Below are 25,311 nucleotides of genomic sequence, written 5' to 3' on the forward strand. Positions count from 1 at the left end.
GCCTACGCCGAAGACCCGCTCAACCAGCGCATCTGTGCGATGCTGCTGTTCCATCACATGGCCCTGGACCACGTGGCGCTGGAAGTGGTGAAGCACGAAATGCAGGCTTGGCTGGCGGGCGATGCGGATAGTCTGTTGGCATCGGTGCCCGTGCCGTATCGCAACTATGTGGCCCAGGCACGCCTGGGTGTCAGCCAGGCCGATCACGAAGCATTTTTCCGCGACATGCTCGGCGATATCGACGAGCCGACCCTGCCGTTCGGCCTGCTGGATGTAAAGGGTGAAGGTCGTGACATCGAGGAGGCCAGCCTGGCGCTGGACCCTCAGCTGAACATGCGTCTGCGGGCTCAGGCCCGGCAACAGGGGGTGAGTGCCGCAAGCCTGGTGCACCTGGCCTGGGCTCAGGTGTTGGGCAAGGTGTCAAACAGGCAGGATGTGGTGTTCGGCACCGTCCTGATGGGCCGGATGCAAGGTGGCGAAGGTACCGAGCGGGCCCTGGGGATGTTCATTAACACCTTGCCGCTGCGGGTTTCGGTGGGCGAGCAGGGCGTGCGTGATGGGGTCAAGGCCACTCATAAACGCCTGACTGCCTTGCTCGGTCACGAACATGCCTCACTGGCGTTGGCCCAGCGTTGCAGCGGGGTTGCCGCGCCGGCGCCCTTGTTCAGCGCATTGCTCAACTACCGCCATAGCGGGGTCGGCAGTGTGTCCGACCAAGCCATGCAGGCCTGGCAGGGCATTGCGGTCCTCAGCGGCGAAGAACGCACCAACTACCCACTGACCTTGAACGTCGATGATCTGGGCGAAGGGTTCAGCCTGACGGCGCTGGTGGTTTCGTCAATCGGCGCGCAACGTGTGTGCGGCTACATGCACACGGCGCTGGAAAACCTGTTGACTGCGCTGGAGCAGACGCCAGAAACGTCGTTGCAAGGTTTGTCGATCCTGCCAACTGTCGAGCGTGAGCAGTTGCTGGTGGCGTTCAACGACACCGTGCTGGATTACGAGAACGAACAGACCATTCACGGGATGTTTGAAGCGCAAGCCGAGCGCACACCGGAAGCGCTGGCAGTGGTTCATGGCGAAGAACGCTTGACCTATCGCGAGCTTAACGAGCAGGCCAATCGCCTGGCCCATGCCTTGCGCAAGCTGGGCGTTCAGCCTGATTCGCGGGTTGGGATCTGTGTAGAACGCAGCGCAGAAATGGTCGTCGGTTTGCTGGCGATTCTCAAAGCGGGCGGCGGCTATGTGCCGCTCGATCCGGCTTACCCGGCAGAACGTATTGCGTACATGTTGCAGGACAGCGCTCCGGCGGCAGTTTTGGTTCAAACAGCTACTCAGGGCCTGCTGGCCGACGTTTCGGTGCCTGTCATCAATCTTGATCTGAGCGATTGGCAGGACGAATCCGTCCAGAATCCGCAGGTGCCGGGGCTGACTTCGGCGCACTTGGCCTACCTGATCTACACCTCGGGTTCGACCGGTTTGCCGAAAGGCGTAATGATCGAACACCGCAACACCGTGAACTTCCTGAGCTGGGCTCACACGGCTTTCGACGGCGCTGCACTGGAAAAAACACTGTTCTCCACCTCGCTGAACTTCGACCTCGCCGTCTACGAGTGCTTCGCGCCGCTGACGTCGGGAGGCAGTATCGAAGTTGTCAAAAACGTGCTGGAACTGCAACACAGCGAGCACGATATCGGCCTGATCAACACCGTACCGTCGGCGCTTAAAGCGCTGCTGGACGTCGATGGCCTGCCGGAATCGGTCCACACCGTAAACGTGGCCGGTGAAGCGCTGAAGCGCAGCCTGGTTGAGTCGCTGTTCGAGAAGACTGGCGTGCAGCGCCTGTGCAACCTCTATGGCCCTTCTGAAACCACCACCTATTCAAGCTGGGTGGCCATGGATCGCGAAGACGGCTTCGCTCCACACATCGGCAAACCGGTTGGCAATACGCAGTTTTACCTGCTGGACCAACAGCAACAGCCCGTGCCACTGGGTGTAGCGGGTGAAATCTATATCGGCGGTGCCGGTGTGGCTCGTGGCTACCTGAACCGTGACGACCTCACTGCCGAACGCTTCCTCAAGGACCCGTTCAGCCAGCAACCAGCAGCACGCATGTACCGCACGGGCGACCTGGGGCGCTACTTGCCAGACGGCAATATCGAATACCTGGGCCGTAACGATGATCAGGTGAAGATCCGTGGTTTCCGTATCGAACTGGGCGAGATCGATGCACTGCTGGCCAAACACCCGGCGGTCCATGAAGGAGTAGTCACCGCCCGTGAGGACATCCCGGGCGACAAACGCCTGGTGGCTTATTACACCGTCCAGGCCGCCCACAATGAGCCAGACATCGACAGCCTGCGCGGCTGGCTGCAGGAACAATTGCCGGCCTACATGATTCCGGTGGCCTATGTGCTGCTCGATGCACTGCCACTGACCCCGAATGGCAAGCTGGACCGCAAGGCCCTGCCAGCACCGGAAGCCGGTGCGCTGATCAGCCGTGGTTATGAAGCCCCACAAGGCGAAACCGAAACGCAGATCGCGGCTATCTGGCAAGACCTGCTGGGCGTTGCCCAGGTCGGTCGACACGACAACTTCTTCGAGTTGGGCGGTCATTCGCTGCTGGCCGTCAGCCTGATCGGACGTATGCGTCAGTCGGGCTTGAGCTCGGACGTGCGCGTGCTGTTCGGTCAGCCGACGCTGGCTGCACTGGCAGCGGCAGTCGGTGCTGGCACGGAAGTGGTGGTGCCCGCCAACCTGATTGATGAACACTGTGAATACATCACTCCGGACCTGCTGCCGCTGGCCGACCTGACCCAGGCGCAGATCGATCAGGTGGTCGCAGGCGTGCCGGGCGGCGTGGCCAATGTGCAGGATATCTACCCGTTGGCGCCGCTGCAGGAAGGCATTCTCTATCACCATATCGCTGCGGAGCAGGGCGACCCCTATGTCTTGCAGACCCGGTTCGCATTTGATAACCGCCAGCGCCTGGATGCATTTGCCGAAGCGTTGCAGCTGGTCATCGATCGTCACGACATCCTGCGCACCAGCGTGGTGTGGCAAGGTCTCGACTCGCCGGTGCAGGTGGTCTGGCGTCAGGCGCAGTTGCACCTTGAAGCGCTTGAACTGGATCCGGCAAACGGTGATATCGCAGAGCAACTGCACAGCCGTTTCGACCCGCGCCACTACCGTCTGGACATCGGCCAGGCACCCTTGATGCGCGTGGCTTACGCCGAAGACCCGCTCAATCAGCGGATCTGCGCGATGCTGTTGTTCCACCACATGGCCCTGGATCATGTGGCGCTGGAGGTGGTGAAACACGAAATCCAGACCGGTTTGATGGGGCAGGCGGCACAACTGGGCAGCCCGGTGCCGTACCGCAACTACGTGGCTCAGGCGCGTCTGGGGGTGAGCGAAGCGGATCACGAAGCATTCTTCCGCGACATGCTCGGCGACATCGAAGAACCGACCTTGCCGTTCGGTCTGATGAATGTGCAGGGTGACGGTCGCGATATTGAAGAGAACACCCTGGTCCTCGAGCCTCAACTGGACCTGCGCCTGCGGGCCCAGGCCCGGCAGCTTGGAGTAAGCGTTGCCAGCCTGGCACACCTGGCCTGGGCGCAGGTCCTGAGCAAGGTTTCAGGCAGACAGGACGTAGTATTCGGCACCGTCCTGATGGGCCGGATGCAAGGCGGCGAGGGTGCAGAGCGCTCGCTGGGGATGTTTATCAACACCTTGCCGCTGCGCGTCGATATCAACACCTGCGCGGTACGCCAGGCGGTGCGTCAGACCCACACCCGGTTAACCGGTTTGCTCGGTCATGAGCATGCGCCTTTGGTATTGGCCCAGCGTTGCAGCGCGGTGGCCGCGCCGCTGCCATTGTTCAGTGCGCTGCTCAACTACCGCCACAGTGCGGTTGGCAGTGTATCCGATCAGGCCGTGCAGTCCTGGCAGGGTATCCATGCCCTGAGCAGTGAAGAACGCACCAACTACCCGTTGATTCTGAACGTCGATGATATGGGTGCGGGTTTCTGCCTGAATGTACAGGCGGTGGCCGGTATCGATGCGCGGCGCATCTGCGACTATATGCAGACCGTCTTGAGCCATCTGGCCGAAGCCCTTGAATCCGCGCCGGACTCAGCGGTGTGCGACCTGCCGGTGGTGCCGGAAACCGAACGGCAGCAACTGCTGGTGGCGTTCAACGACACCGCGCTGGACTACCCACAGCAGCAGACCGTGCACGGCCTGTTCGAAGCCCAGGTGCGTGCGTGCCCTGAAGCTTGCGCGGCGATCCACGATGGCGTTGCCGTGAGCTATGCCGAGCTCAACACCCGCGCCAATCGTCTTGCGCGGCATCTGTTGGGCCTTGGCGTGCAGCCAGGTGACTGTGTGGCGATCCTGCTGGAGCGCAGCCATGACCTGCTCGCCAGTCAGCTGGCGGTGCTCAAGTGCGCGGCGGTGTACGTACCGCTGGACATCAATGCACCGGTCGAACGTCAGACGTTCATGATCGAAGACAGTCAGGCGCGTGTTCTGCTGACCCACAGCCAGGTATCGCTGACAACCGCTGCGCAGCGTGTTGACCTCGATGGCCTGAAAGTAGAGAACTTTAAAGGCACCGACCTGGCATTGCCGCAGTCCAGCGAAAGCGTCGCGTACATCATGTACACCTCAGGCTCCACCGGCACGCCGAAAGGTGTGCTGGTGCCGCATAGGGCCATCAGCCGGCTGGTGATCAACAACGGTTACGCCGATTTCAATGCACAGGATCGTGTAGCGTTTGCCTCCAACCCTGCGTTTGATGCCAGTACGCTGGATGTCTGGGTGCCGCTGCTCAATGGTGGCTGCGTGGTGGTGATCGGGCAGAACGACTTGCTGTCCCCGCGCGATTTCCAGCGCCTGTTGCTGGAGCAATCGGTAACCGTGCTGTGGATGACCGCCGGGCTGTTCCATCAATACGCTTCAGGGCTGGGCGAGGCCTTTTCGCGCCTGCGCTACCTGATTGTCGGCGGCGATGTGCTGGACCCTGCCGTTATTGGCCGGGTGCTGGCCAACAGTCCTCCACAGTATCTGCTCAACGGATATGGTCCGACCGAAGCCACAACCTTCTCCGCGACCTACGAAATCACGTCGGTCGGCAATGGCTCGATTCCTATCGGAAAACCGGTGGGTAACAGCCGCCTGTATGTGCTCGATGGCCAAGGCCAACCGGTACCGCTGGGCGTGCCGGGAGAGCTGTATATCGGCGGGCAGGGCGTTGCCAAGGGCTATTTGAATCGTGCTGAATTGAGCGCCACGCAGTTTGTCGTCGATCCGTTCAGTGCGTCGGAAAACGCACTGATGTACCGCACCGGCGACCTGGTTCGCTGGCGTGCCGACGGCAACCTGGAATACCTGGGTCGCAATGACGATCAGGTGAAAATCCGCGGTTTCCGTGTTGAACTGGGTGAAATCGAAGCGCGCCTGGCCGAACATCCGGATGTTCTCGAGGCCGTGGTGCTTTGCCGTCAGGACACACCTGGCGACAAGCGTCTGGTGGCGTATGTCACAGCGCAGCAGCCTGTCGACATCGAACACCTGCGTAGCCATCTGCAAGGCCTGTTACCGGAGTACATGGTGCCCGCGGCCTACGTGCAGCTCGATGCGCTGCCGCTGACCGCCAACGGCAAGCTCGACCGCAAGGCCCTGCCAATGCCGGATGCGCAATCGCTCATCAGTCGTGGTTATGAAGCACCTCAGGGCGAGGTTGAGACCCTGCTGGCGTCGATCTGGGCTGACGTGCTCAAGGTCGGGCAGGTCGGTCGCCATGATCACTTCTTCGAACTGGGTGGCCACTCGCTGCTTGCAGTCAAATTGATCGAACGCATGCGTCAAGTCGGCCTGAGTGCCGATGTACGCGTGCTGTTCAGCCAGCCTACGCTAGCCGCACTGGCGGCAGCGGTCGGTGGTGGCACGGAAGTCGTGGTGCCGGCCAATCTGATCCCGGAACGCTGCGAACACATCACACCGGACCTGCTGCCACTGATCAGCCTGACTCAGGCGCAGATCGACCGCGTCGTGAAGCATGTGCCCGCCGGTGCCGCTAACGTGCAGGACATTTACCCGCTGGCACCTTTGCAGGCAGGCATTCTCTATCACCACATCAGTGCCGAGCAGGGCGACCCGTATACCCTGAAAGCGCTGTTCAGTCTGCGCGACCGCGCACGACTGGACGATTTCAGCCACGCCTTGCAAGGGGTAATCAATCGTCACGATATCCTGCGCACCGCTGTGCTGTGGGAGGGTCTCGAAGAACCGCTGCAAGTGGTGCTGCGTCAGGCTGAAATGCACGTCACCGAGGTGGACCTAGACCCGGCTGACGGCCCGCTGGACGAGCAGTTGCACGAGCGCTTCGATCCTCGGCATTACCGCCTCGACGTACGCCAAGCGCCCTTGATGCAGATTGTCTTTAGCCATGATCCGCTCAACGATCGCTGGCTGGCGATGCTGCTGTTCCATCACCTGGTCAACGACGCCACCTCGCTGTACGTGGTGTTGCGTGAACTTCAGGCGCACCTGCTCGGTCAGCACGCTGCTCTGGGTCAGAGCGTGCCGTATCGCAACTACGTAGCCCAGGCTCGCCTGGGTGTCAGCGAGGCACAGCACGAAGCCTTCTTCCGCGATATGCTCAGCGATATCGACGAGCCAACGCTGCCATTCGGTTTGCAGGATGTGCAGGACGGTGGTCGTGACCTCGAAGAGGCGAGCGTGATCCTGCCCGCTGAACTGGACCTGCGTTTGCGGGCTCAGGCCCGGCAAGCAGGCGTCAGCGCCGCGAGCCTTATGCACCTTGCGTGGGCGCGGGTGCTCGGCAGTGTCTCGGCCCGTGACCAGGTCGTGTTCGGCACCGTACTGCTAGGCCGTATGCAGGCCGGCGAGGGTGCCGACCGTGCGTTGGGCATGTTTATCAACACCTTGCCGCTGCGCGTCGATGTCGGCGCGACCACGGTGGTCGAGGGACTGAAAGCTACGCACAGGCAACTGACGGCGTTGCTGGGCCATGAACACGCACCGCTGGTACTCGCCCAGCGTTGCAGCGGCGTGGCGGCACCGACACCACTGTTCAGCGCGCTGCTCAACTACCGGCACAGCGGCGTGAACGATGTTTCGGCGGAAACCGCCACTGCCTGGGAAGGGATCGAGTCCTTTGGCGCCAAGGACCACACCAACTACCCGTTGACCCTGAACGTGGACGACATGGGTAACGGGTTCAGTCTGACCGCACAGGTCAGCAGCCCCGTGGGTGCCAAACGGGTCTGCGGTTACATGCAGACCGTGCTGGAGCATCTAGCGGATGCACTTGAGCAGTCACCGTCCCTGGCCCTCGACAGCCTGCCGACCCTGCCGGTCGACGAGCGTGAGCAGTTGCTGGTGCAGTTCAACGACACCGCTCTGGATTACCCGCACGAACAGACCATTCATGGCTTATTCGAAGCGCAAGCCAAGCGCACACCGGAAGCACTGGCAGTGGTGCACGGCGAACAGCGCCTGACGTACCGCGAGCTTAACGAGCAGGCCAACCGCCTGGCACATGCTTTGCGCGAGCGGGGTGTTCAGCCAGATTCTCGCGTCGGAATCTGTGTAGAACGCGGCGCGGAAATGGTCGTCGGTTTGCTGGCGATTCTCAAGACGGGTGGTGGCTACGTGCCGCTCGACCCGGCTTATCCAGCGGAACGTATTGCGTACATGTTGCAGGACAGCGCTCCGGCGGCAGTTTTGGTTCAAACAGCTACTCAGGGCTTGCTAGCCGACGTTTCGGTGCCTGTGATCAATCTTGATCTGAGCGATTGGCAGGACGAATCCGTCCAGAATCCGCAGGTACCGGGGCTGACTTCCGCACATCTGGCCTACCTGATCTACACCTCGGGTTCGACCGGCTTGCCGAAAGGCGTGATGATCGAACACCGCAACACCGTGAACTTCCTGAGCTGGGCGCATAGTGCTTTCGATGCGTCTGCTCTGGAAAAAACACTCTTCTCTACCTCGCTGAACTTCGATCTTGCGGTCTACGAGTGCTTTGCGCCGCTAACGTCGGGAGGCAGCATCGAAGTCGTTAAAAACGTCCTTGAACTGCAACACGGCGAGCACGATATCGGCCTGATCAACACGGTACCGTCGGCGCTGAAAGCACTACTGGACGTTGACGGTCTGCCGGCAACGGTTCACACGGTGAACGTGGCCGGTGAAGCGCTCAAGCGCAGCCTGGTGGAATCGCTGTTCGAGAAGACTGGCGTGCAGCGCCTGTGCAACCTGTATGGCCCGTCTGAAACCACCACCTATTCAAGCTGGGTGGCCATGGATCGCGAAGACGGCTTCGCTCCTCATATCGGCAAACCGGTTGGCAATACGCAGTTTTACCTGCTGGACCAACAGCAACAGCCCGTCCCCCTGGGTGTTGTGGGCGAGATCTACATCGGCGGCGCCGGTGTGGCTCGTGGCTACCTGAACCGTGACGACCTCACTGCCGAACGCTTCCTCAAGGACCCGTTCAGCCAAAACCCAGCGGCGCGCATGTACCGCACGGGCGACCTGGGGCGCTACTTGCCAGACGGCAATATTGAATACCTCGGTCGTAACGACGATCAGGTGAAGATCCGTGGCTTCCGTATCGAACTCGGCGAGATCGATGCGCGTCTGGCCAAACACCCGGCCGTCCACGAAGCGGTGGTCAACGCCCGCGAAGATGTGCCGGGTGACAAGCGTCTGGTGGCTTATTACACCCTGAGCGCAGGGCAGGCTTCTGTAGACATCGACAGCCTGCGCGGCTGGCTGCAGGAACAATTGCCGGCCTACATGATTCCGGTGGCCTATGTGTTGCTCGACGCACTGCCGCTGACGCCGAACGGCAAGCTGGACCGCAAGGCATTGCCCGCGCCGGACGTCGATGCACTGATCCGCCGTGGTTATGAAGCCCCGCAAGGCGAAACCGAAACCCTGCTGGCGGGAATCTGGAGCGACTTGCTTAAGGTTGAACGCATCAGCCGTCACGACCAGTTCTTCGAGCTGGGCGGCCATTCGTTGCTGGCCATGCGTTTGATTTCGCAGATTCGCCAGCAACTGAGTGTCGAACTGAGCCTGGCCGCGCTGTTTGCCCACCCCGAACTGAGTGCCCTGGCACTGGCCATCGCCCAAGCCGGGCGCAGCATCCTGCCGGATATCGTGCCAGTGGCACGCGACCAGGTCTGGCCGTTGTCGTTCGGCCAGCAACGTCTGTGGTTCCTCGCGCAGATGGAAGGGGCCAGCGCGGCCTACCACATGCCTGTCGGCCTGAGCCTGCGTGGCGAGCTGGACCGTACGGCGATGCAACGGGCGCTGGAGCGCATCGTCGCGCGCCATGAGGGCTTGCGCACCACCTTCATTCAGGGCGATGACGAACAACCATTGCAACGGATCAGCCCGGCGGATGCCGGCTTCAACCTGCAACTGCATGATCTGCAAGGGCTAGTGGATGCCAAAGAGAAGCTTCAGGCACTGGCCAGCGAAGAGTCGCTGCAAAGCTTCGATCTGGAACAGGGCCCGTTGATCCGTGGCCGCCTGATCCGTATGGCCGAGGACCATCACGTCCTGTTGCTGACCATGCACCACATCGTTTCCGATGGCTGGTCGATTGGCGTGCTGACCCGTGAACTGGCCGCGCTCTATGCGGCATTCAGTCAGGGCCAGGACGACCCGCTGACGCCTCTGACGCTGCACTACCTGGACTACGCGGTGTGGCAGCGTCGCTGGTTGAGCGGCGATCTGTTGCAGCAACAAAGCGATTACTGGCAGCAAACCCTGGCAGACGCTCCGGCGCTGCTGATGTTGCCCACCGACCGGGTGCGTCCGGCGCAGCAGGACTATGCCGGCGCGGTGCTGCCCATCGTTTTCGACCAGGACCTCACTCGCGGCCTCAAGACCTTGAGCCAACGTCACGGCAGCACCCTGTTCATGACCGTAATGGCCGCCTGGGCTGCGCTGTTGGGACGTCTGTCCGGTCAGGACGACGTGGTCATCGGCACGCCGGTGGCCAACCGTACACGCAGTGAAGTCGAAGGACTGGTGGGCCTGTTCGTCAATACCCTGGCGATCCGCGTCGACCTTAGCGACAAGCCCACGGCAGAGACGCTGCTGGCGCAGGTCAAGACCAACACCTTAGGCGCCCAGGACCATCAGGACCTGCCGTTCGAGCAGGTGGTGGAAGTGATCAAGCCGGTGCGCAGCCTGTCGCACAGCCCGGTGTTCCAGGCCATGCTCAGCTGGCAGGACATGGGCGACGGGGATTTCGCCCTCGGCGATCTGCAACTGGAAAGCCTGAGCGCGGGCCATACGCTGTCCAAGTTCGATCTCTCGCTGGACATCGGCGAAGCCCAGGGCCAACTGTTCGGTTCGCTGGAATACGCCACTGCGTTGTTCGACGAAAGCACCATCGCGCGTTATCTGGGGTACTTGCAGCGCTTGCTGCACGCCATGGTCGCCGATGACCGCCAGGTACTGGAACAGGTGCCACTGCTCGATAAGGTGGAACGCAAGCATCTGGTGGTCGACCTTAACGCTACCGACGTGCCTTACCCGCAAGACGCCACGATTCATCAGCTATTCGAAGAAAAGGTCCAGGCCCAGCCCGACGCCATTGCCGTGGCCTTCCAGGCACAACGCTTGAGCTATGCCGAACTGAACCGTCAGGCCAACCGCCTGGCTCATCACCTGATCGGCATGGGCATCGGCCCGGATGATCGGGTGGCGATCTGCGTCGAACGTGGGGTGAAAATGATAGTCGGGCTGCTCGGTGTGCTCAAAGCCGGCGCCGCCTATGTGCCGTTGGACCCGGCGTATCCGGCCGAGCGTCTGGCGTACATGATCAACGATAGCCAGCCATCGGCGTTGCTCACCCAGCGCGGCCTGCAGGAGCGTTTGCCAGCACTGTCCATGCCGCTGGTATTGCTCGACGACGAGCATTGCCAAGGCTTCACCGAGTGTGATGACAACCCTGTCGTACCGACTCTCGGCGTGCGCAACTTGGCGTATGTGATCTACACCTCGGGTTCCACTGGTAATCCGAAGGGGGTGATGATCGAGCATCGCGGTCTGGTCAACTACAGCGTCGATGCGGCGCGGCTGTTTGGCCTGTCCCAGAGCGACACCGTGCTGCAACAGAACACTCTTAACTTCGACCTTTCGGTGGAGGAGATCTTCCCGGCACTACTGGCCGGTGCAACCCTGGCGCCAAGCCGCGAGATCTTCGGCAGTGAAGGCACTGAAAATCACGGCATTTACCCGACCGTCCTGCACTTGACCGCTGCCCATTGGCACACGCTGGTCGCCGAATGGCACAACCAGCCGCAGGCTGCTGAACAACGCCTGGCCGAGGTGCGCCTGATCAACGTCACCGGTGACGCATTGTCGGCACAGAAACTGAAGCTCTGGGACGAGGTGCGCCCGGTAAATACGCGCCTGATCAACACCTACGGGCCAACCGAGGCGACGGTGTCTTGCACTGCGGCTTACGTCAGCCATGACGCCGTGGCCGGCAGCGAAGGCAGCGGCAACGCGACCATCGGCAAACCGATGGCCAACACGCGCATCTACCTGCTTGATGCCCACCAGCAGCCAGTACCGTATGGCGTGGCCGGTGAGATTTTCATCGGTGGCGACGGGGTAGCGCGGGGTTACCTGAACCTTGCCGAGGTTAATGCCGAGCGTTTCCTCGCGGATCCGTTCAGCAAAAACCCTGAGGCAAGGATGTACAAAACCGGTGACCTGGCGCGCTACATGGCCGACGGCCGTATCGAATACCTGGGCCGTAACGACTTCCAGGTCAAGGTGCGGGGTTTCCGTATCGAACTGGGCGAAATCGAAGCCCGTCTCGGCAATTGCAAAGGAGTCAAGGAAGCGGTGGTGATCGCTCGGGAGGACAATCCCGGTGAAAAACGTCTCGTGGCCTACGTGATCGCCCAGCCACAAGCGAGTCTGGATGTCGCCAGACTGCGCGCCGAACTGGCACCGCAACTGGCCGAATACATGCTGCCGAGCGCGTTCGTGCTGCTCGATGCACTGCCGCTGACACCTAACCGTAAACTCGATCGCAAGGCCTTGCCGGCCCCGGCGGACGATGCTTTTGCCAGTCGTCAACATGTCGCCCCGCAAGGCACCAGCGAAAAAGCCCTGGCGCAGATCTGGCAGAACCTGCTCAACCTGGAAGCAGTAGGGCGTCATGACCACTTCTTCGAACTGGGTGGGCACTCGCTGCTGGCGATGCGTCTGATTTCCCAGGTGCGTCAGCGCATGGGCGTCGAGCTGAGCCTGGCGGACATCTTCGCCCAGCCGGAGCTAGCGGCACTGGCTGAGGTAGTGGCGCACGCTGCCGGCAGCAGCCAGCAGCCCATCGTGCCGGTATCTCGCGATCAGGCTTTGCCGCTGTCGTTTGCCCAACAACGCCTGTGGTTCCTTGCACAGCTGGACGGTGGCAGTGCGGCTTATCACATTCCAGCCGGTCTGCGTCTGCGCGGCAGCCTCGATCAGGACGCATTGAAACGAGCGCTGGACCGCATCGTTGCGCGCCACGAGGCGTTGCGTACGACCTTTGTACAGGAGCAGGACCAGGATCCGCTGCAGCGCATCGCCCCGGCCGATATCGGTTTCAGCCTGCAACTTCAGGTGCTGACGGGGCAGGCCGATGCAGAACAACAATTGCTCGCCATCGCCACAGAAGAAGCCGAAGAGGGCTTTGATCTGCTCAATGGCCCGCTGGTGCGCGGACGCTTAGTATGCCTGGCCGATGACGACCATGTGTTGCTGGTGACCATGCACCACATCGTCTCTGACGGCTGGTCCGCAGATGTATTGACCCGTGAACTGGGCCTGCTCTATGCCGCGTTCAGTGCCGGTGCCGAAGATCCGTTGCCCGCGTTGCCGGTGCAATACGCCGACTATGCCGTGTGGCAGCGCAACTGGCTGAGCGGCGATGTGCTGCAGCAACAGCGCCAGTACTGGCAGCAGACTCTGGCCGGCGCGCCGTCCTTGCTGACCTTGCCGAGCGACCGGCCACGGCCGGCGCAACAGGACTACAGTGGCAAGTTGCTCGGGCTGGTACTCGACGCCGACCTGACCCGCGGCCTCAAGGCGCTGAGCCAGCGGCATGGCAGCAGCCTGTTTATGACGGTCATGGCCGCATGGGCGGCGCTGCTGGGACGTCTGGCCGGTCAGGAAGACGTGGTCATCGGTACGCCGGTGGCCAACCGCATGCGCGCCGAAGTTGAGGACCTGATCGGGTTCTTCGTCAATACCCTTGCCGTGCGCGTCGACCTCTCGGGGACACCGAGCGTGCAAAACCTGTTGCAGCAGGTCAAACAGCAGACCCTGGCCGCCCAGGCGAATCAGGACCTGCCGTTCGAACAGGTAGTCGAGGTGGTTCGCCCACAACGCAGCCTGTCCCACAGCCCGATTTTCCAGGCCATGTTGTCGTGGCAGAACAACGAAGCGTCCGACCTGGCGCTTGGCGACATGGCCCTGCAGGGCGTCGCGGTGGCAGGCCATACGGCCAAGTTCGACCTGACACTGGACATGACCGAGGTTGGCGATCAATTGATCGGCACGCTGGAATACGCCACGGCACTGTTCGACGAACGCACCATGCAGCGCTACCTGGGCTACTTCCAACGCTTGCTGGAAGCCATGGTCGCCGACGACCGCCAGGTGCTGGAACAGGTACCGTTGCTCGATGCGGTGGAACGCCAGCATCTGCTGGTCGAGCTTAACGCTAACGACGTGCCTTACCCGCAAGACTGCATGATTCATCAACTGTTCGAAGAAAAGGTCCAGGCACAGCCCGACGCCATCGCCGTGGCCTTCCAGGCGCAGCGCTTGAGCTATGCCGAACTGAACCGTCAGGCTAACCGTCTGGCCCATCACCTGATCGGCCTGGGCATTGGCCCGGATGATCGAGTGGCGATCTGCGTCGAGCGTGGCGTGGAAATGATGATCGGCCTGCTCGGTGTGCTCAAGGCAGGGGCGGCTTATGTGCCGCTGGACCCGGCGTATCCGGCCGAGCGCCTGGCCTACATGATCAACGACAGCCAGCCGACGGCATTGCTGACCCAGCGTGATCTGCAGAAACGCCTGCCGACGCTTGCTTTGCCACTGGTGTTGCTCGACGACGATCAGCGCAACACCTTTACCGAGCGTGACGACAACCCGGTGGTGGAAGCCCTCGGCGTACGCAATCTGGCGTATGTGATCTACACATCAGGTTCCACCGGCAATCCGAAGGGGGTGATGATCGAACATCGTGGTCTGGTCAACTACAGCGTCGATGCTGCACGCCTGTTTGGCCTGTCCCAGAGCGACACCGTGCTGCAACAGAACACCCTGAACTTCGACCTCTCGGTGGAGGAGATCTTCCCGGCGCTGCTGGCTGGCGCCACTCTGGCGCCAAGTCGCGAGATCTTCGGCAGCGAAGGGACTGAAACTTACGGCATTCAACCGACCGTACTGCACTTGACCGCTGCGCACTGGCACACGCTGGTAGCCGAATGGCACAAGCAACCGCAGGTGGCGGCTCAGCGCCTGCAAAATGTGCGTCTGATCAACGTCACTGGCGATGCACTGTCAGCACAGAAGCTCAAGCTCTGGGACGAGGTGCGCCCGGCGCATACCCGCCTGATCAACACTTATGGGCCAACCGAAGCGACGGTGTCGTGTACCGCCGCCTACGTCAGCCACGACTCCGTGGCTGGCAGCGAAGGCAGCGGCAACGCGACCATCGGCAAGCCGATGGCCAACACCCGCATCTACCTGCTCGACGCTCACCAGCAGCCAGTGCCATACGGCGTGGCCGGTGAGATTTTCATCGGTGGCGATGGCGTGGCGCGAGGCTACCTGAACCTTGCCGAGGTCAACGCAGAGCGCTTCCTCGCGGATCCGTTCAGCAACAGTCCTGATGCCAGAATGTACAAAACTGGCGACCTGGCGCGCTACATGGCCGACGGTCGCATCGAGTACCTGGGCCGTAACGACTTCCAGGTCAAGGTGCGCGGTTTCCGTATCGAACTGGGCGAAATCGAAGCACGCCTGGGCAATTGCGCCGGGGTCAAGGAAGCGGTGGTGATCGCTCGGGAAGATAATCCGGGAGACAAACGTCTGGTGGCCTACGTAGTCGCGCAGCCGGATATGCACCTGACGGCCGCCAGCCTGCGTACCGAACTGGCGCCGCAACTGGCTGAATACATGCTGCCGAGCGCGTTCGTGATCCTCGATGCCTTGCCGTTGACGCCGAACCGCAAGCTTGACCGCAACGCCTTGCCGGCTCCGCAAGCCGAGGCCTTTGCCAGCCGCGAACATGTCGAACCGCAAGGTGACACCGAGCTGGCGCTGGCGCAGATCTGGCAGAGCCTGCTCAATCTGGAACAGGTGGGCCGCCATGACCAGTTCTTCGAACTGGGCGGGCACTCGTTGCTGGCGATGCGTCTTATTTCCCAGGTGCGCCAGCACCTGGGTGTCGAGTTGGGCCTGGCGGATATCTTTGCCCAGCCGGAGCTCGCCGCCATGGCACGGATACTCGCCGAAGCCAAAGGCAGCGTTCAGCCACCTATCGTACCGGTGTCCCGTGATCAGGACTTGCCGCTGTCGTTTTCCCAGCAGCGGCTGTGGTTCCTCGCCCAACTGGAAGGCGGCAGCACGGCGTACCATATCCCGGCAGGGCTGCGTCTACGTGGCGCTCTGGACAACCCTGCGCTGGAGAGGGCGCTGGACCGTATCGTGGCGCGCCACGAAGTGCTGCGTACGACCTTTGTGCAGGATCAGGACCAGGATCCGGTACAGCGCATCGCCCCGGCCGATATCGGTTTCAGCCTGCAACTGCAGGTGCTGACCGGGCAGGCGGATGCTGAAGAGCAACTGCTCGCCATCACCGCTGAAGAGGCCAACGAGGGTTTTGATCTGCTCAACGGCCCGCTGGTACGCGGACGCCTGGTGCGCATGGCCGACGACGATCATGTGTTGCTGGTGACGATGCACCATATCGTCTCCGACGGCTGGTCTGCGGATGTGCTGACACGAGAACTGGGTGCGCTCTATGCCGCGTTCAGTGCCGGTGCCGAAGATCCGCTGCCCGCGTTGCCGGTGCAATACGCCGACTATGCGGTGTGGCAGCGCAACTGGCTGAGCGGCGACGTGCTGCAGCAACAGCGCCAGTACTGGCAGCAGACCCTGGGCGGTGCGCCAGCGTTGCTGACCTTGCCGACCGACCGGCCACGCCCGGCACAACAGGACTACAGCGGCAACATACGCGGTCTGGTGCTCGATGCAGAGCTGACCCGTGGCCTCAAGGCCCTGAGCCAGCGGCATGGCAGCACCTTGTTCATGACCGTGATGGTTGCATGGGCCTCGCTGCTGGGCCGTCTGGCCGGTCAGGATGATGTGGTGATCGGTACACCAGTAGCCAACCGCCTGCGTGCCGAGGTGGAGGACCTGATCGGGTTCTTCGTCAACACCCTGGCGATACGCGTCGATCTCTCCGGCGCACCCAGCGTCGAAGCGTTGATGCAGCAGGTCAAGCGCCAGACGCTGGCAGCGCAGACCCATCAGGACCTGCCGTTCGAACAGGTGGTCGAGGTGGTTCGCCCGCAACGCAGCCTGTCCCACAGCCCGATCTTCCAGGCCATGTTGTCCTGGCAGAACAACGAAACGTCCGATCTGGCGCTGGGCAATATGAACCTGCAAGGCGTGGCGGTGAACGACCACACGGCCAAGTTCGACCTGGTGCTGGACATGACCGAGGTCGGCAATCAATTGGTCGGCACGCTGGAATACGCTACGGCGCTGTTCGACGAAAGCACCATGGTCCGTTACCTGGGCTATTTCCAGCGATTGCTGGAAGCCATGGTCGCCAATGAACACCGCATCCTGGAGCACGTGCCATTGGTGGATGCGGTCGAGCGCGAGCACCTGTTGAGCGGTCTTAATGCAACCGAACGTGCTTACCCTCAGGGTCAGCTGATGCATCGCCTTTTCGAGGCGCATGCAGCGTCTCGACCTCAGGCGCTTGCGGCCCGTCAGGGTGAGCAGACGCTGACCTACGCCGAACTCGACAGCCGCGCCAACACCCTGGCTCAGCACTTGCGCCAGCACGGCGTGAAAGCGGGAACCCGAGTGGCGATTCTGCTGGATCGTTCGGTGGAGCTGCTGACCGGTATGCTGGCCACGCTCAAGTGTGGCGCGGCTTACCTGGCGCTGGATCGCCTGGCCCCCGAGGAGCGTGTGCGCTTCATGCTCGAGGACAGCGAAGCACTCATGTTGCTGACCCGCAGCGAGCTGACGGCACCTGAAACGACGCCGCGACTCGATCTGGACACCCTGGACCTATCAGTGGCTCACCAGGGGCCAGTCACGCTTGCAGATGAGGTCGCAGGCGAGACTCCGGCGTGCATCATCTACACCTCCGGTTCCACCGGCATGCCCAAAGGCGTGATTGTGACCCACAACGGCATTGTGCGGCTGGTGCGGGACAACTATGACTTCCGTGCCGATGACCGCGTGGCGTTTTCTTCCAACCCGGCGTTCGACGCCAGCAGCCCGGAAATCTGGGGTGCCTTGCTCAATGGCGGTCAGTCGGTAATCGTCGAGCCTTCAGTGTTGCTTGAGCCTACAGCCTTTGCCGCCTTGCTCAAACGCCATGCAGTGACGGTGATGTTCAGTTCGACCGCCTTGTTCAACCTGTATGCCGGGTTGATTCCCGAAGCGCTGGCGGGCTTGCGCATGCTGGAGTGCGGTGGCGAACGGGCGGATCCGGCGTCGTTCCGCCGGGTACGTGAGCATTCGTCTCAAGTGCGCCTGTTCAACGGCTACGGCCCGACCGAGGGCACGACGTGCGCTACTCGTTACGAAGTGTTCGATGTGCAGCCGGGCACCCTGAGCCTGCCAATCGGCAAACCCAACGCCAACGTGCGCATCTATCTGCTCGACGCGTGCGGCGAGCCGGTGCCGATGGGCAGCGTTGGCGAGATCTATATCGGCGGTGTCGGCGTCGCGCTTGGCTACCTGAATCGCGCGGAACTCACTGCTGAACGCTTCAGCGACGACCCGTTCAGTCAGCAGGCGGGGGCGCGGCTCTATCGCACCGGCGACCTGGCGCGCTGGTTGCCGGACGGCAACCTCGAATACCTGGCGCGTAATGATGGCCAGGTGAAGGTCCGCGGCTTCCGGGTCGAGCTTGGGGAAGTCGAAAGCAGCCTGCATGGGTGCGATGGCGTACGCAACTCCGTGGTCGTGGCGCGCGAAGACAGCCCGGGCGACACGCGGCTGGTGGCGTATTACACCGTGCATGCGGGCGTTGAAGCACCCGAGCCGGAGGCCTTGCGTGCGCAACTGAGCGCCGGTTTGCCGGAATACATGGTCCCGAGCGTCTTCATCTGCCTGCCAGATTTGCCGCTCACGCTCAATGGCAAGGTGGATGTCCAGGCACTGCCAGCACCAACGGCGGATCAGTTCGCGAGCCATGCGTTTGAAGCCCCGGTTGGGGAGTTGGAGATTCGTCTGGCGAAAGCCTGGGCGCAAGTACTTGAATTACAACAGGTGGGCCGTTATGACAGCTTCTTCAATCTCGGAGGTCACTCGCTGATGGCAGTGCGACTGGTCAACCAACTGGTGCAGAGTGGTTTGTCGGTGTCTCTGGCCGACGTTTTCCAGCACGCCAGCGTCGCGGACCTGGCGGGCCTGCTGGACAGCCGCAGCAAAGAGGCTGCACCGCAGCTTCATGAACAACTGGTGCCGGTGCGTACCACCGGTAGTCAGCGTCCGCTGTTCCTGGTTCATGAGTTCACTGGCCAGGACGTGCATTTCCCTGCGCTGGCGGTGCACATCGATAGCGATATTCCGGTCTACGGGTTGAGCGGCATCCCCCTCGGTCAGGAGCAGCTGCAGACCATGGAATGCCTGGCAACACGCTTGTTGAGTGCGATGCGCAGCGTTCAGCTGCACGGACCTTATCGCCTGGCGGGCTGGTCGTTCGGTGGGCTTCTGGCCTACGAAATCGCCATCCAGCTGGAGGGTATGGACGAGGAGGTGGAGTTTATCGGCCTGCTCGACACCTACATGCCGCGCCTGGTGGATCAGGGTCGCGAACGCTGGGACCTGCAGACCGCCCACCGTCAGCACCTGCTGGAACACTGCGAGCAGTTCTGGAGAGCACGAGGCGAATGCACGCAGGCCCTTGAGGCCCTTGAGGCCCTTGAGCGAGTGCGTACAAACCGGCAGGCCTTTGATTTCGCAGGGCTCCTGCAACACTGCCGTGAACAGGGTGCGCTGCCTCCGGAGCTGGAAACCTACACGACCGAGGATCTCTGGCAGTACCTCGACCGAGAGGTGGCTCACGGTCATGCGCAGGCCAATTACACGGTTTATCCCAACAGCGTGCCGCTGCACTTGTTTACCGCCATCGAGTGGGAACCCGACTCGCAGAAACACAGCGGTTACCTGGGTTGGGATAGCGTCCTGCCAGTCAGTCAGTTGCGCAGTATCAAGGTCGCGGGCGATCACTTGAGCATGATGAAGCCGCCGCATATCGAGGGCCTGGGTCAGGCGATCAGCCAGGCGTTGGCTGATCTGCCCGATAGGCCGCGGGGGGCTGAAAGCGCCCACCGGCCGTTGCTGACGATTCAGGGCGGACGTCGCGATCACGCGCCAATTTTCTGTGTACCGGGGGCAGGGGACAGTGTGACCGGCTTCATCAGCCTGGCCGATGCCCTTGGGCCGCACTGGCCAATCCATGGGCTGCAACCACGCGGGCTGGATGGCCGCACGGTGCCTTACAGCCTGGTGGAAACCGCCGCCGAGGCGTATCTGCAAGCACTCGACAGCACTCATCCCAAAGGGCCGGTGCATCTGCTCGGTCATTCGTTCGGTGGCTGGGTAGCCTTTGAAATGGCCCAGCGCCTGACGGCACGCGGCAGGGAAGTGGCTTCTCTGACACTGATCGACAGCGAGTCGCCGGGCGGCAACGGGGTGGTGGGCAAACCTTACACCGCGATAGGCGTGCTGGAACGTTTGATCGAGACCATGCAGCTGGCTGCGGGCAAGTCGCTGGGCATCGATGGTGCGGCCTTCCGGGCCCAGGACGATATCGGCCAGATGCGCCTGTTGCATGCCGGGATGGTACGGGCAGGGATGTTGCCGCAGCGTTCGTCGCCGGACGCGATGCGCGGGCCTGCGCGGGCCTTCGGTACGGCGTTGCGCACGCGTTATCAACCGTCGCAGATCTACACCGGACCGGTGCGTCTGGTGCTGGCTGACGATCCGGTGCTGGATGCGGCGGGCAATCAGCGCGAACAACAGGCGATGGTCAGCGGCTGGCGCCGGTGTGCCCCGGACCTCACTGTCTGGCGTGGGCCGGGCAACCATTTCACCATCCTCAAGGCGCAGCATGTACAGCATCTGGCGAACTGGTGGCTACCCCGTCAATAACGTTGTTTCTTCAAGCCCGGCGGTTGATCGCCGGGTCAATCCTCAACACATTCGTGGCTTTCTATGAAAAAGTTGAAGTTTCGCAAAGTGCTCATTGTTGTAGTGCTGTTGGTTCTGGCAGCGGGTATTGCCTACAGCATCCAGTCCCCGGAAAAGCCACCGGAGTACCTGACTGCCAAGGTCGAACGCACCGAAATTGAAAACTCGGTGCTGGCCAGCGGGGTGCTGCAAGGCATCAAACAGGTTGACGTCGGCGCGCAGGTCTCGGGCCAGCTCAAGTCACTGAAGGTCAATCTGGGTGACAAGGTCAAACAAGGTCAGTGGCTGGCGGAAATCGATCCCGTGGTGCTGCAGAACACCCTGCGTCAGTCGCAGGTCAATGAACAAAACCTGATCGCCCAGAAGGACGCGGCTGTCGCACAGCTCAAGGACGCCAGAGCCATTTACCAACGTTACAAACAACTGCGTGCAGATGACGCGATCTCGCAAAAGGACTTCGATACGGCGCAATCGGACTTCGAGGTCCGCAGTGCCAACCTGCGCTCGCTGGAGGCACAAGTGCGCGACGCAAGAATCCAGATCGAGACCGCCAGGATCAACCTGGGATACACCCGTATCGTCGCGCCAATCAGCGGTGATGTGGTGGGTATCGTGACGCAGGAAGGGCAGACCGTGATCGCCAGCCAACTGACACCAGTGATTCTCAAACTGGCGGATCTGGACACCATGACCGTCAAGGCACAGGTCTCCGAGGCCGACGTGATTCATATCACACCGGGACAAGAGGTGTATTTCACCATCCTCGGTGATGCCGAAAAACGCTATTACGCCAAACTGAAAGGCACGGAACCGGCGCCGCAGAACTTTCTTGACTCGCAGTCCAGCAACGCCAGCAAGCCGAACAGTGCAGTGTTCTACAACGCGTTGTTCGACGTCCCCAACCCGGATCATCGTCTGCGTATTTCGATGACCGCTCAGGTGCATATCGTCCGCGAAAAGGCCAAGGACGTACTGACGGTACCTGTTGCGGCCTTGGGCGACAAGAACGGCGACGGAACCTTCCCGGTGCGCGTGATGGACGCTCAAGGCCAGGCCCAGAGCCGCAATGTGCAGACCGGTATCAATAACAATGTGCGGGTCGAGATCAAGAGCGGCCTTGCCGAGGGTGACCAGGTGGTGATCGGTGAACCATCGGCCACACCAGCGGCAGCGGGGGCCTGACCATGAGTCGAGCTCTTCTGGAACTCAAGGGTGTAACCCGTCGTTTCGTCGCCGGCGAGAAAGACTTCATCGCGCTGAATGACATCAACCTCACGATCAATGCCGGCGACCTGATTGCCATTACCGGGGCCTCGGGTTCCGGCAAGTCAACACTGATGAACGTCCTGGGTTGTCTGGACCACGCTAACAGCGGCAGTTACAAGGTCGATGGGCGTGAAACCGGTACGCTGACCGATGATGAGCTGGCAGAGTTGCGTCGCGATCACTTCGGTTTCATTTTTCAGCGTTACCACCTGTTACCGCACCTGGCGGCGATCCAGAACGTCGAAATGCCGGCCATCTACGCAGGCACCGGCAAGAGCATGCGCGTGGAGCGCGCGCAGAAACTGCTCGAGCGTCTGGGCCTGTCCGGGCATCTGGAGCATCGGCCAAGTCAGTTGTCAGGCGGCCAGCAACAGCGCGTGAGTATCGCCCGGGCGCTGATGAACGGCGGCGAGATCATTCTGGCCGACGAACCCACCGGAGCCCTCGACAGCGTGAGCGGCAAGGAGGTAATGAACATCCTCCTCGAGCTCAACAGCGCAGGGCATACTGTGATCCTGGTGACCCACGACGAGAAGGTTGCAGCGCACGCCGAGCGCATCATCGAAATGCGTGACGGCGAGATCATCGCCGACCGGGTCAACACCGATCGCCCGATCATCAACGAAAAAGCTACCGAGCGCCTGCCGTCCAAACCCAGGCAGGGCAACCGCCTGATGGCCAACATCGGCCTGTTCCAAGAGGCCTTCGTCATGGCGTGGGTGGCGCTGATCTCGCACCGTATGCGCACGCTGCTGACCATGCTCGGGATCATCATCGGCATCACCTCGGTGGTGTCTATCGTTGCGATCGGCGAAGGAGCCAAGCGTTATGTGCTCAAGGACATCGAGGCCATCGGCAGCAACACCATTGAGGTGTTCCCGGGCAGTGACTTTGGCGACACCAAGTCAATGGATATCCAGACCCTGGCGCTGTCCGATGTAGCGGCGCTGAGCAGTCAGTACTACATCGACAGCGCCACGCCGAACATCGGCCGCAACATGCTGCTGCGCTACCGTAACATCGACGTATCGGCGACGGTGAGCGGGGTCAGCCCTAGCTACTTCCAGGTGCGTGGCACAAAGATGGGCTCGGGGGTGGGGTTCAACAAGGATGACGCCCGTCGGCAGGCGCAGGTGGTGGTGATCGATTACAACACCCGGATCCGACTGTTCGGTCCCAAGGTCGACCCGCTGGGCCAGGTGATCCTGGTGGGTAACCTGCCGTGTACAGTGATCGGCGTGACCGAGAACAAGAAGAACATCTTCGACACCAGCAAGAACCTGAATGTCTGGATGCCCTACGAAACCGCCTCTGGCCGTCTGCTGGGTCAGAGCTACCTGGACAGCATCACCGTGCGGGTCAAGGACGGGCAACCGAGCAAAGTGGTCGAGGATAACGTCAACAAGCTGATGCAAAAGCGGCACGGAACCAAGGACTTTTTCACCTACAACCTCGACAGCGTGATGCAAACGGTGCAGAAGACCAGCCAGTCGCTGGCCCTGTTGCTGTCGTTGATCGCGGTAATTTCGCTGGCAGTAGGCGGCATCGGAGTGATGAACATCATGCTGGTATCCGTCACCGAGCGGACGCGCGAGATCGGCATTCGCATGGCAGTCGGGGCACGCCAGTCGGATATCCGTCAGCAGTTTCTGGTAGAGGCGGTGATGGTCTGTCTGATTGGCGGGGTCATCGGCATCGGTCTGTCGTTCGTGATTGGCTATGTGTTTTCACTGCTGGTCAAGGAATGGCAGATGGTGTTCTCCGTGGGCTCGATTGTGACGGCGTTCATCTGCTCGACATTGATCGGCATCGTGTTCGGCTTCGTACCCGCACGTAACGCGGCACAGCTTGATCCGATCGAGGCGCTGGCTCGGGATTGACAAGCGGATTACAGGACAAGGATGTCCTGCCCAACGGAGAGTAACGCCTGTGCGCGACCGCGCACTGAAAGACGCCTGCGCGCGGGGTGAAAAAGATCGGTGTATGAAACGTCGATGCAGGAGGCTTCTGAATAGGATAGCGTTCGTGAGGGGCTCATACAGCCGACGTCTATCTGTCGGCTGCATCAACCTCTCAAGCAAGCTTTTGCGAGTGATCAGCCAACCGCGCTGACGCTGGAAACCCGTGCGGCGCTGCTGCTCTTGAGGGACTGTTCGAAGCGGTCGAGGACCATGCCCACTTCTGACTCTGTGATATTCAACGGAGGCAGGAAGCGCAGGACTGCACTGTTGCGTCCACCGGTCTCGATGATCACGCCATTCTTGAAGCACTCCAGCTTGATCGCCCGCGCACGTGCGCCATCGCCAGCCCCCGGACGCGATCCGCTGGCCGGTTTGACAATTTCCACCCCGAGCATCAACCCGCGGCCACGAACGTCGCCGATAAACGGGAATTGCCGGGCGATATCCTCCAGCCCGCTGTGCAACTGTTCCCCTCGGCGCGTGGCATTGCCGACCAGGTCGTGTTCCTTGATATGACGCATGGTCGCAGCGCCTGCCACCATCGCCACCTGGTTGCCACGGAACGTACCTGCGTGCATGCCCGGGCCCCATGTATCCAGGTGCTCGGCATAGACGATCACCGATATCGGGTAACCGCCACCGATCGCCTTGGACAGCACCAGAATATCCGGCGTTATCCCGGAATGTTCGATGGCAAACAGGTTGCCGGTACGTCCGAGGCCGGTTTGCACTTCATCGATAATCAGCAATATCCCCAACTCGCGGGTGATCTCGCGCACGGCGCGCAACCACTCGGCCGATGCCGCAATACAGCCGCCTTCGCCCTGGATCACTTCGACCACCATCGCCGCCGGTTTGGGCACGCCACTTTCCGGGTCACTGAGTACCGTGCGGATGTACTCGATGGAGAGACGGTCGGTGTGTTCGCCATCGGTGCCGAACGGGCAGCGGAAGCGATAGGGGAACGGCAGGAAGTGGGTACCCTGCGCCAGTAGGCCGGCCTTGGGGTTGAGGTTGCCCATGGCCGACAATGCACCAGCGGTCATGCCGTGGTAACCACCGTGGAAGGACATCAGCGGCGAGCGCTGGGTGTAATGGCGGGCCAGTTTGATGGCGGCTTCCACTGCGTCTGAACCGCTGGGGCCGCAGAACAGGATTTTGCTGTTGTCGCGCATGCTGGCGGGCAACGTCGCGAACAGTTCTTCGACGAAGGCGTGCTTGGCCGGTGTGGCCAGGTCAAGGGCCTGCTGCAGATGATCACTGTTGAGGAATTCGATCACCGCGTCACGGACAATCGGTGGATTATGACCCAGTGCGAGCGTGCCAGCGTTCGACAGGCAGTCGAGGTATTCCTGGCCGTTGGCGTCCTTGACTCGCATGCCCTTGCCGCTGACAAACAGCTGCTGGAAGGTCGCTGCGTAGGTGCGCGCATTCGACTCCAGTTTCTTGAGATTGCTTAACTCTTCCATAGTCGATCCCTTGTTGGCACAGGTACGGATTCATTGCTACTCGCTTCGAGCAGAGTCCGATTCTGTAAGAACCTCAGGGGGATCGCCAACTTATCGCCGCCGGA

Annotated in this window: 4 protein-coding genes (1 of these 4 cut by a window edge); 3 read left to right on the forward strand and 1 reads right to left on the reverse strand. The window is 61.5% G+C overall.

Annotation, left to right across the window (positions count from 1 at the left end):
* The 3 genes from sypC to V476_RS24370 form a co-directional block, all read left to right on the forward strand.
* A protein-coding gene (sypC, locus tag V476_RS24360; protein WP_051128938.1) for a syringopeptin non-ribosomal peptide synthetase SypC crosses the window boundary here: on the forward strand, window positions 1-20,472 show its 3' portion. 20,115 nt of this gene lie to the left of the window's left edge; the window shows 20,472 of its 40,587 coding nt (coding positions 20,116-40,587); the start codon falls outside the window, past its left edge; it ends in the stop codon at window positions 20,470-20,472.
* Window positions 20,473-20,535: 63 nt separating this feature from the next.
* On the forward strand, window positions 20,536-21,693 hold the full coding sequence (gene macA, locus V476_RS24365) for a macrolide transporter subunit MacA (protein WP_024663271.1): 1,158 nt from the start codon (window positions 20,536-20,538) through the stop codon (window positions 21,691-21,693).
* A 2-nt stretch (window positions 21,694-21,695) separates the two neighbouring features.
* Window positions 21,696-23,657 carry a MacB family efflux pump subunit gene (locus tag V476_RS24370; RefSeq protein ID WP_024960347.1) on the forward strand — a complete coding sequence of 654 codons (1,962 nt, stop codon included), beginning with the start codon at window positions 21,696-21,698 and terminating at the stop codon, window positions 23,655-23,657.
* Between the two features lie 215 nt (window positions 23,658-23,872).
* On the opposite strand, the gene V476_RS24375 is transcribed toward V476_RS24370, so the two are convergent.
* Window positions 23,873-25,207 (reverse strand): diaminobutyrate--2-oxoglutarate transaminase family protein, encoded by a 1,335-nt coding sequence (locus V476_RS24375; RefSeq protein ID WP_024960348.1) that lies wholly within the window; start codon window positions 25,205-25,207, stop codon window positions 23,873-23,875.
* Window positions 25,208-25,311: the final 104 nt, after the last annotated feature.

Origin of the sequence: Pseudomonas syringae KCTC 12500 (assembly GCF_000507185.2) — a bacterium.
In the GTDB taxonomy this organism is placed as follows: Bacteria; Pseudomonadota; Gammaproteobacteria; order Pseudomonadales; family Pseudomonadaceae; genus Aquipseudomonas; species Aquipseudomonas syringae.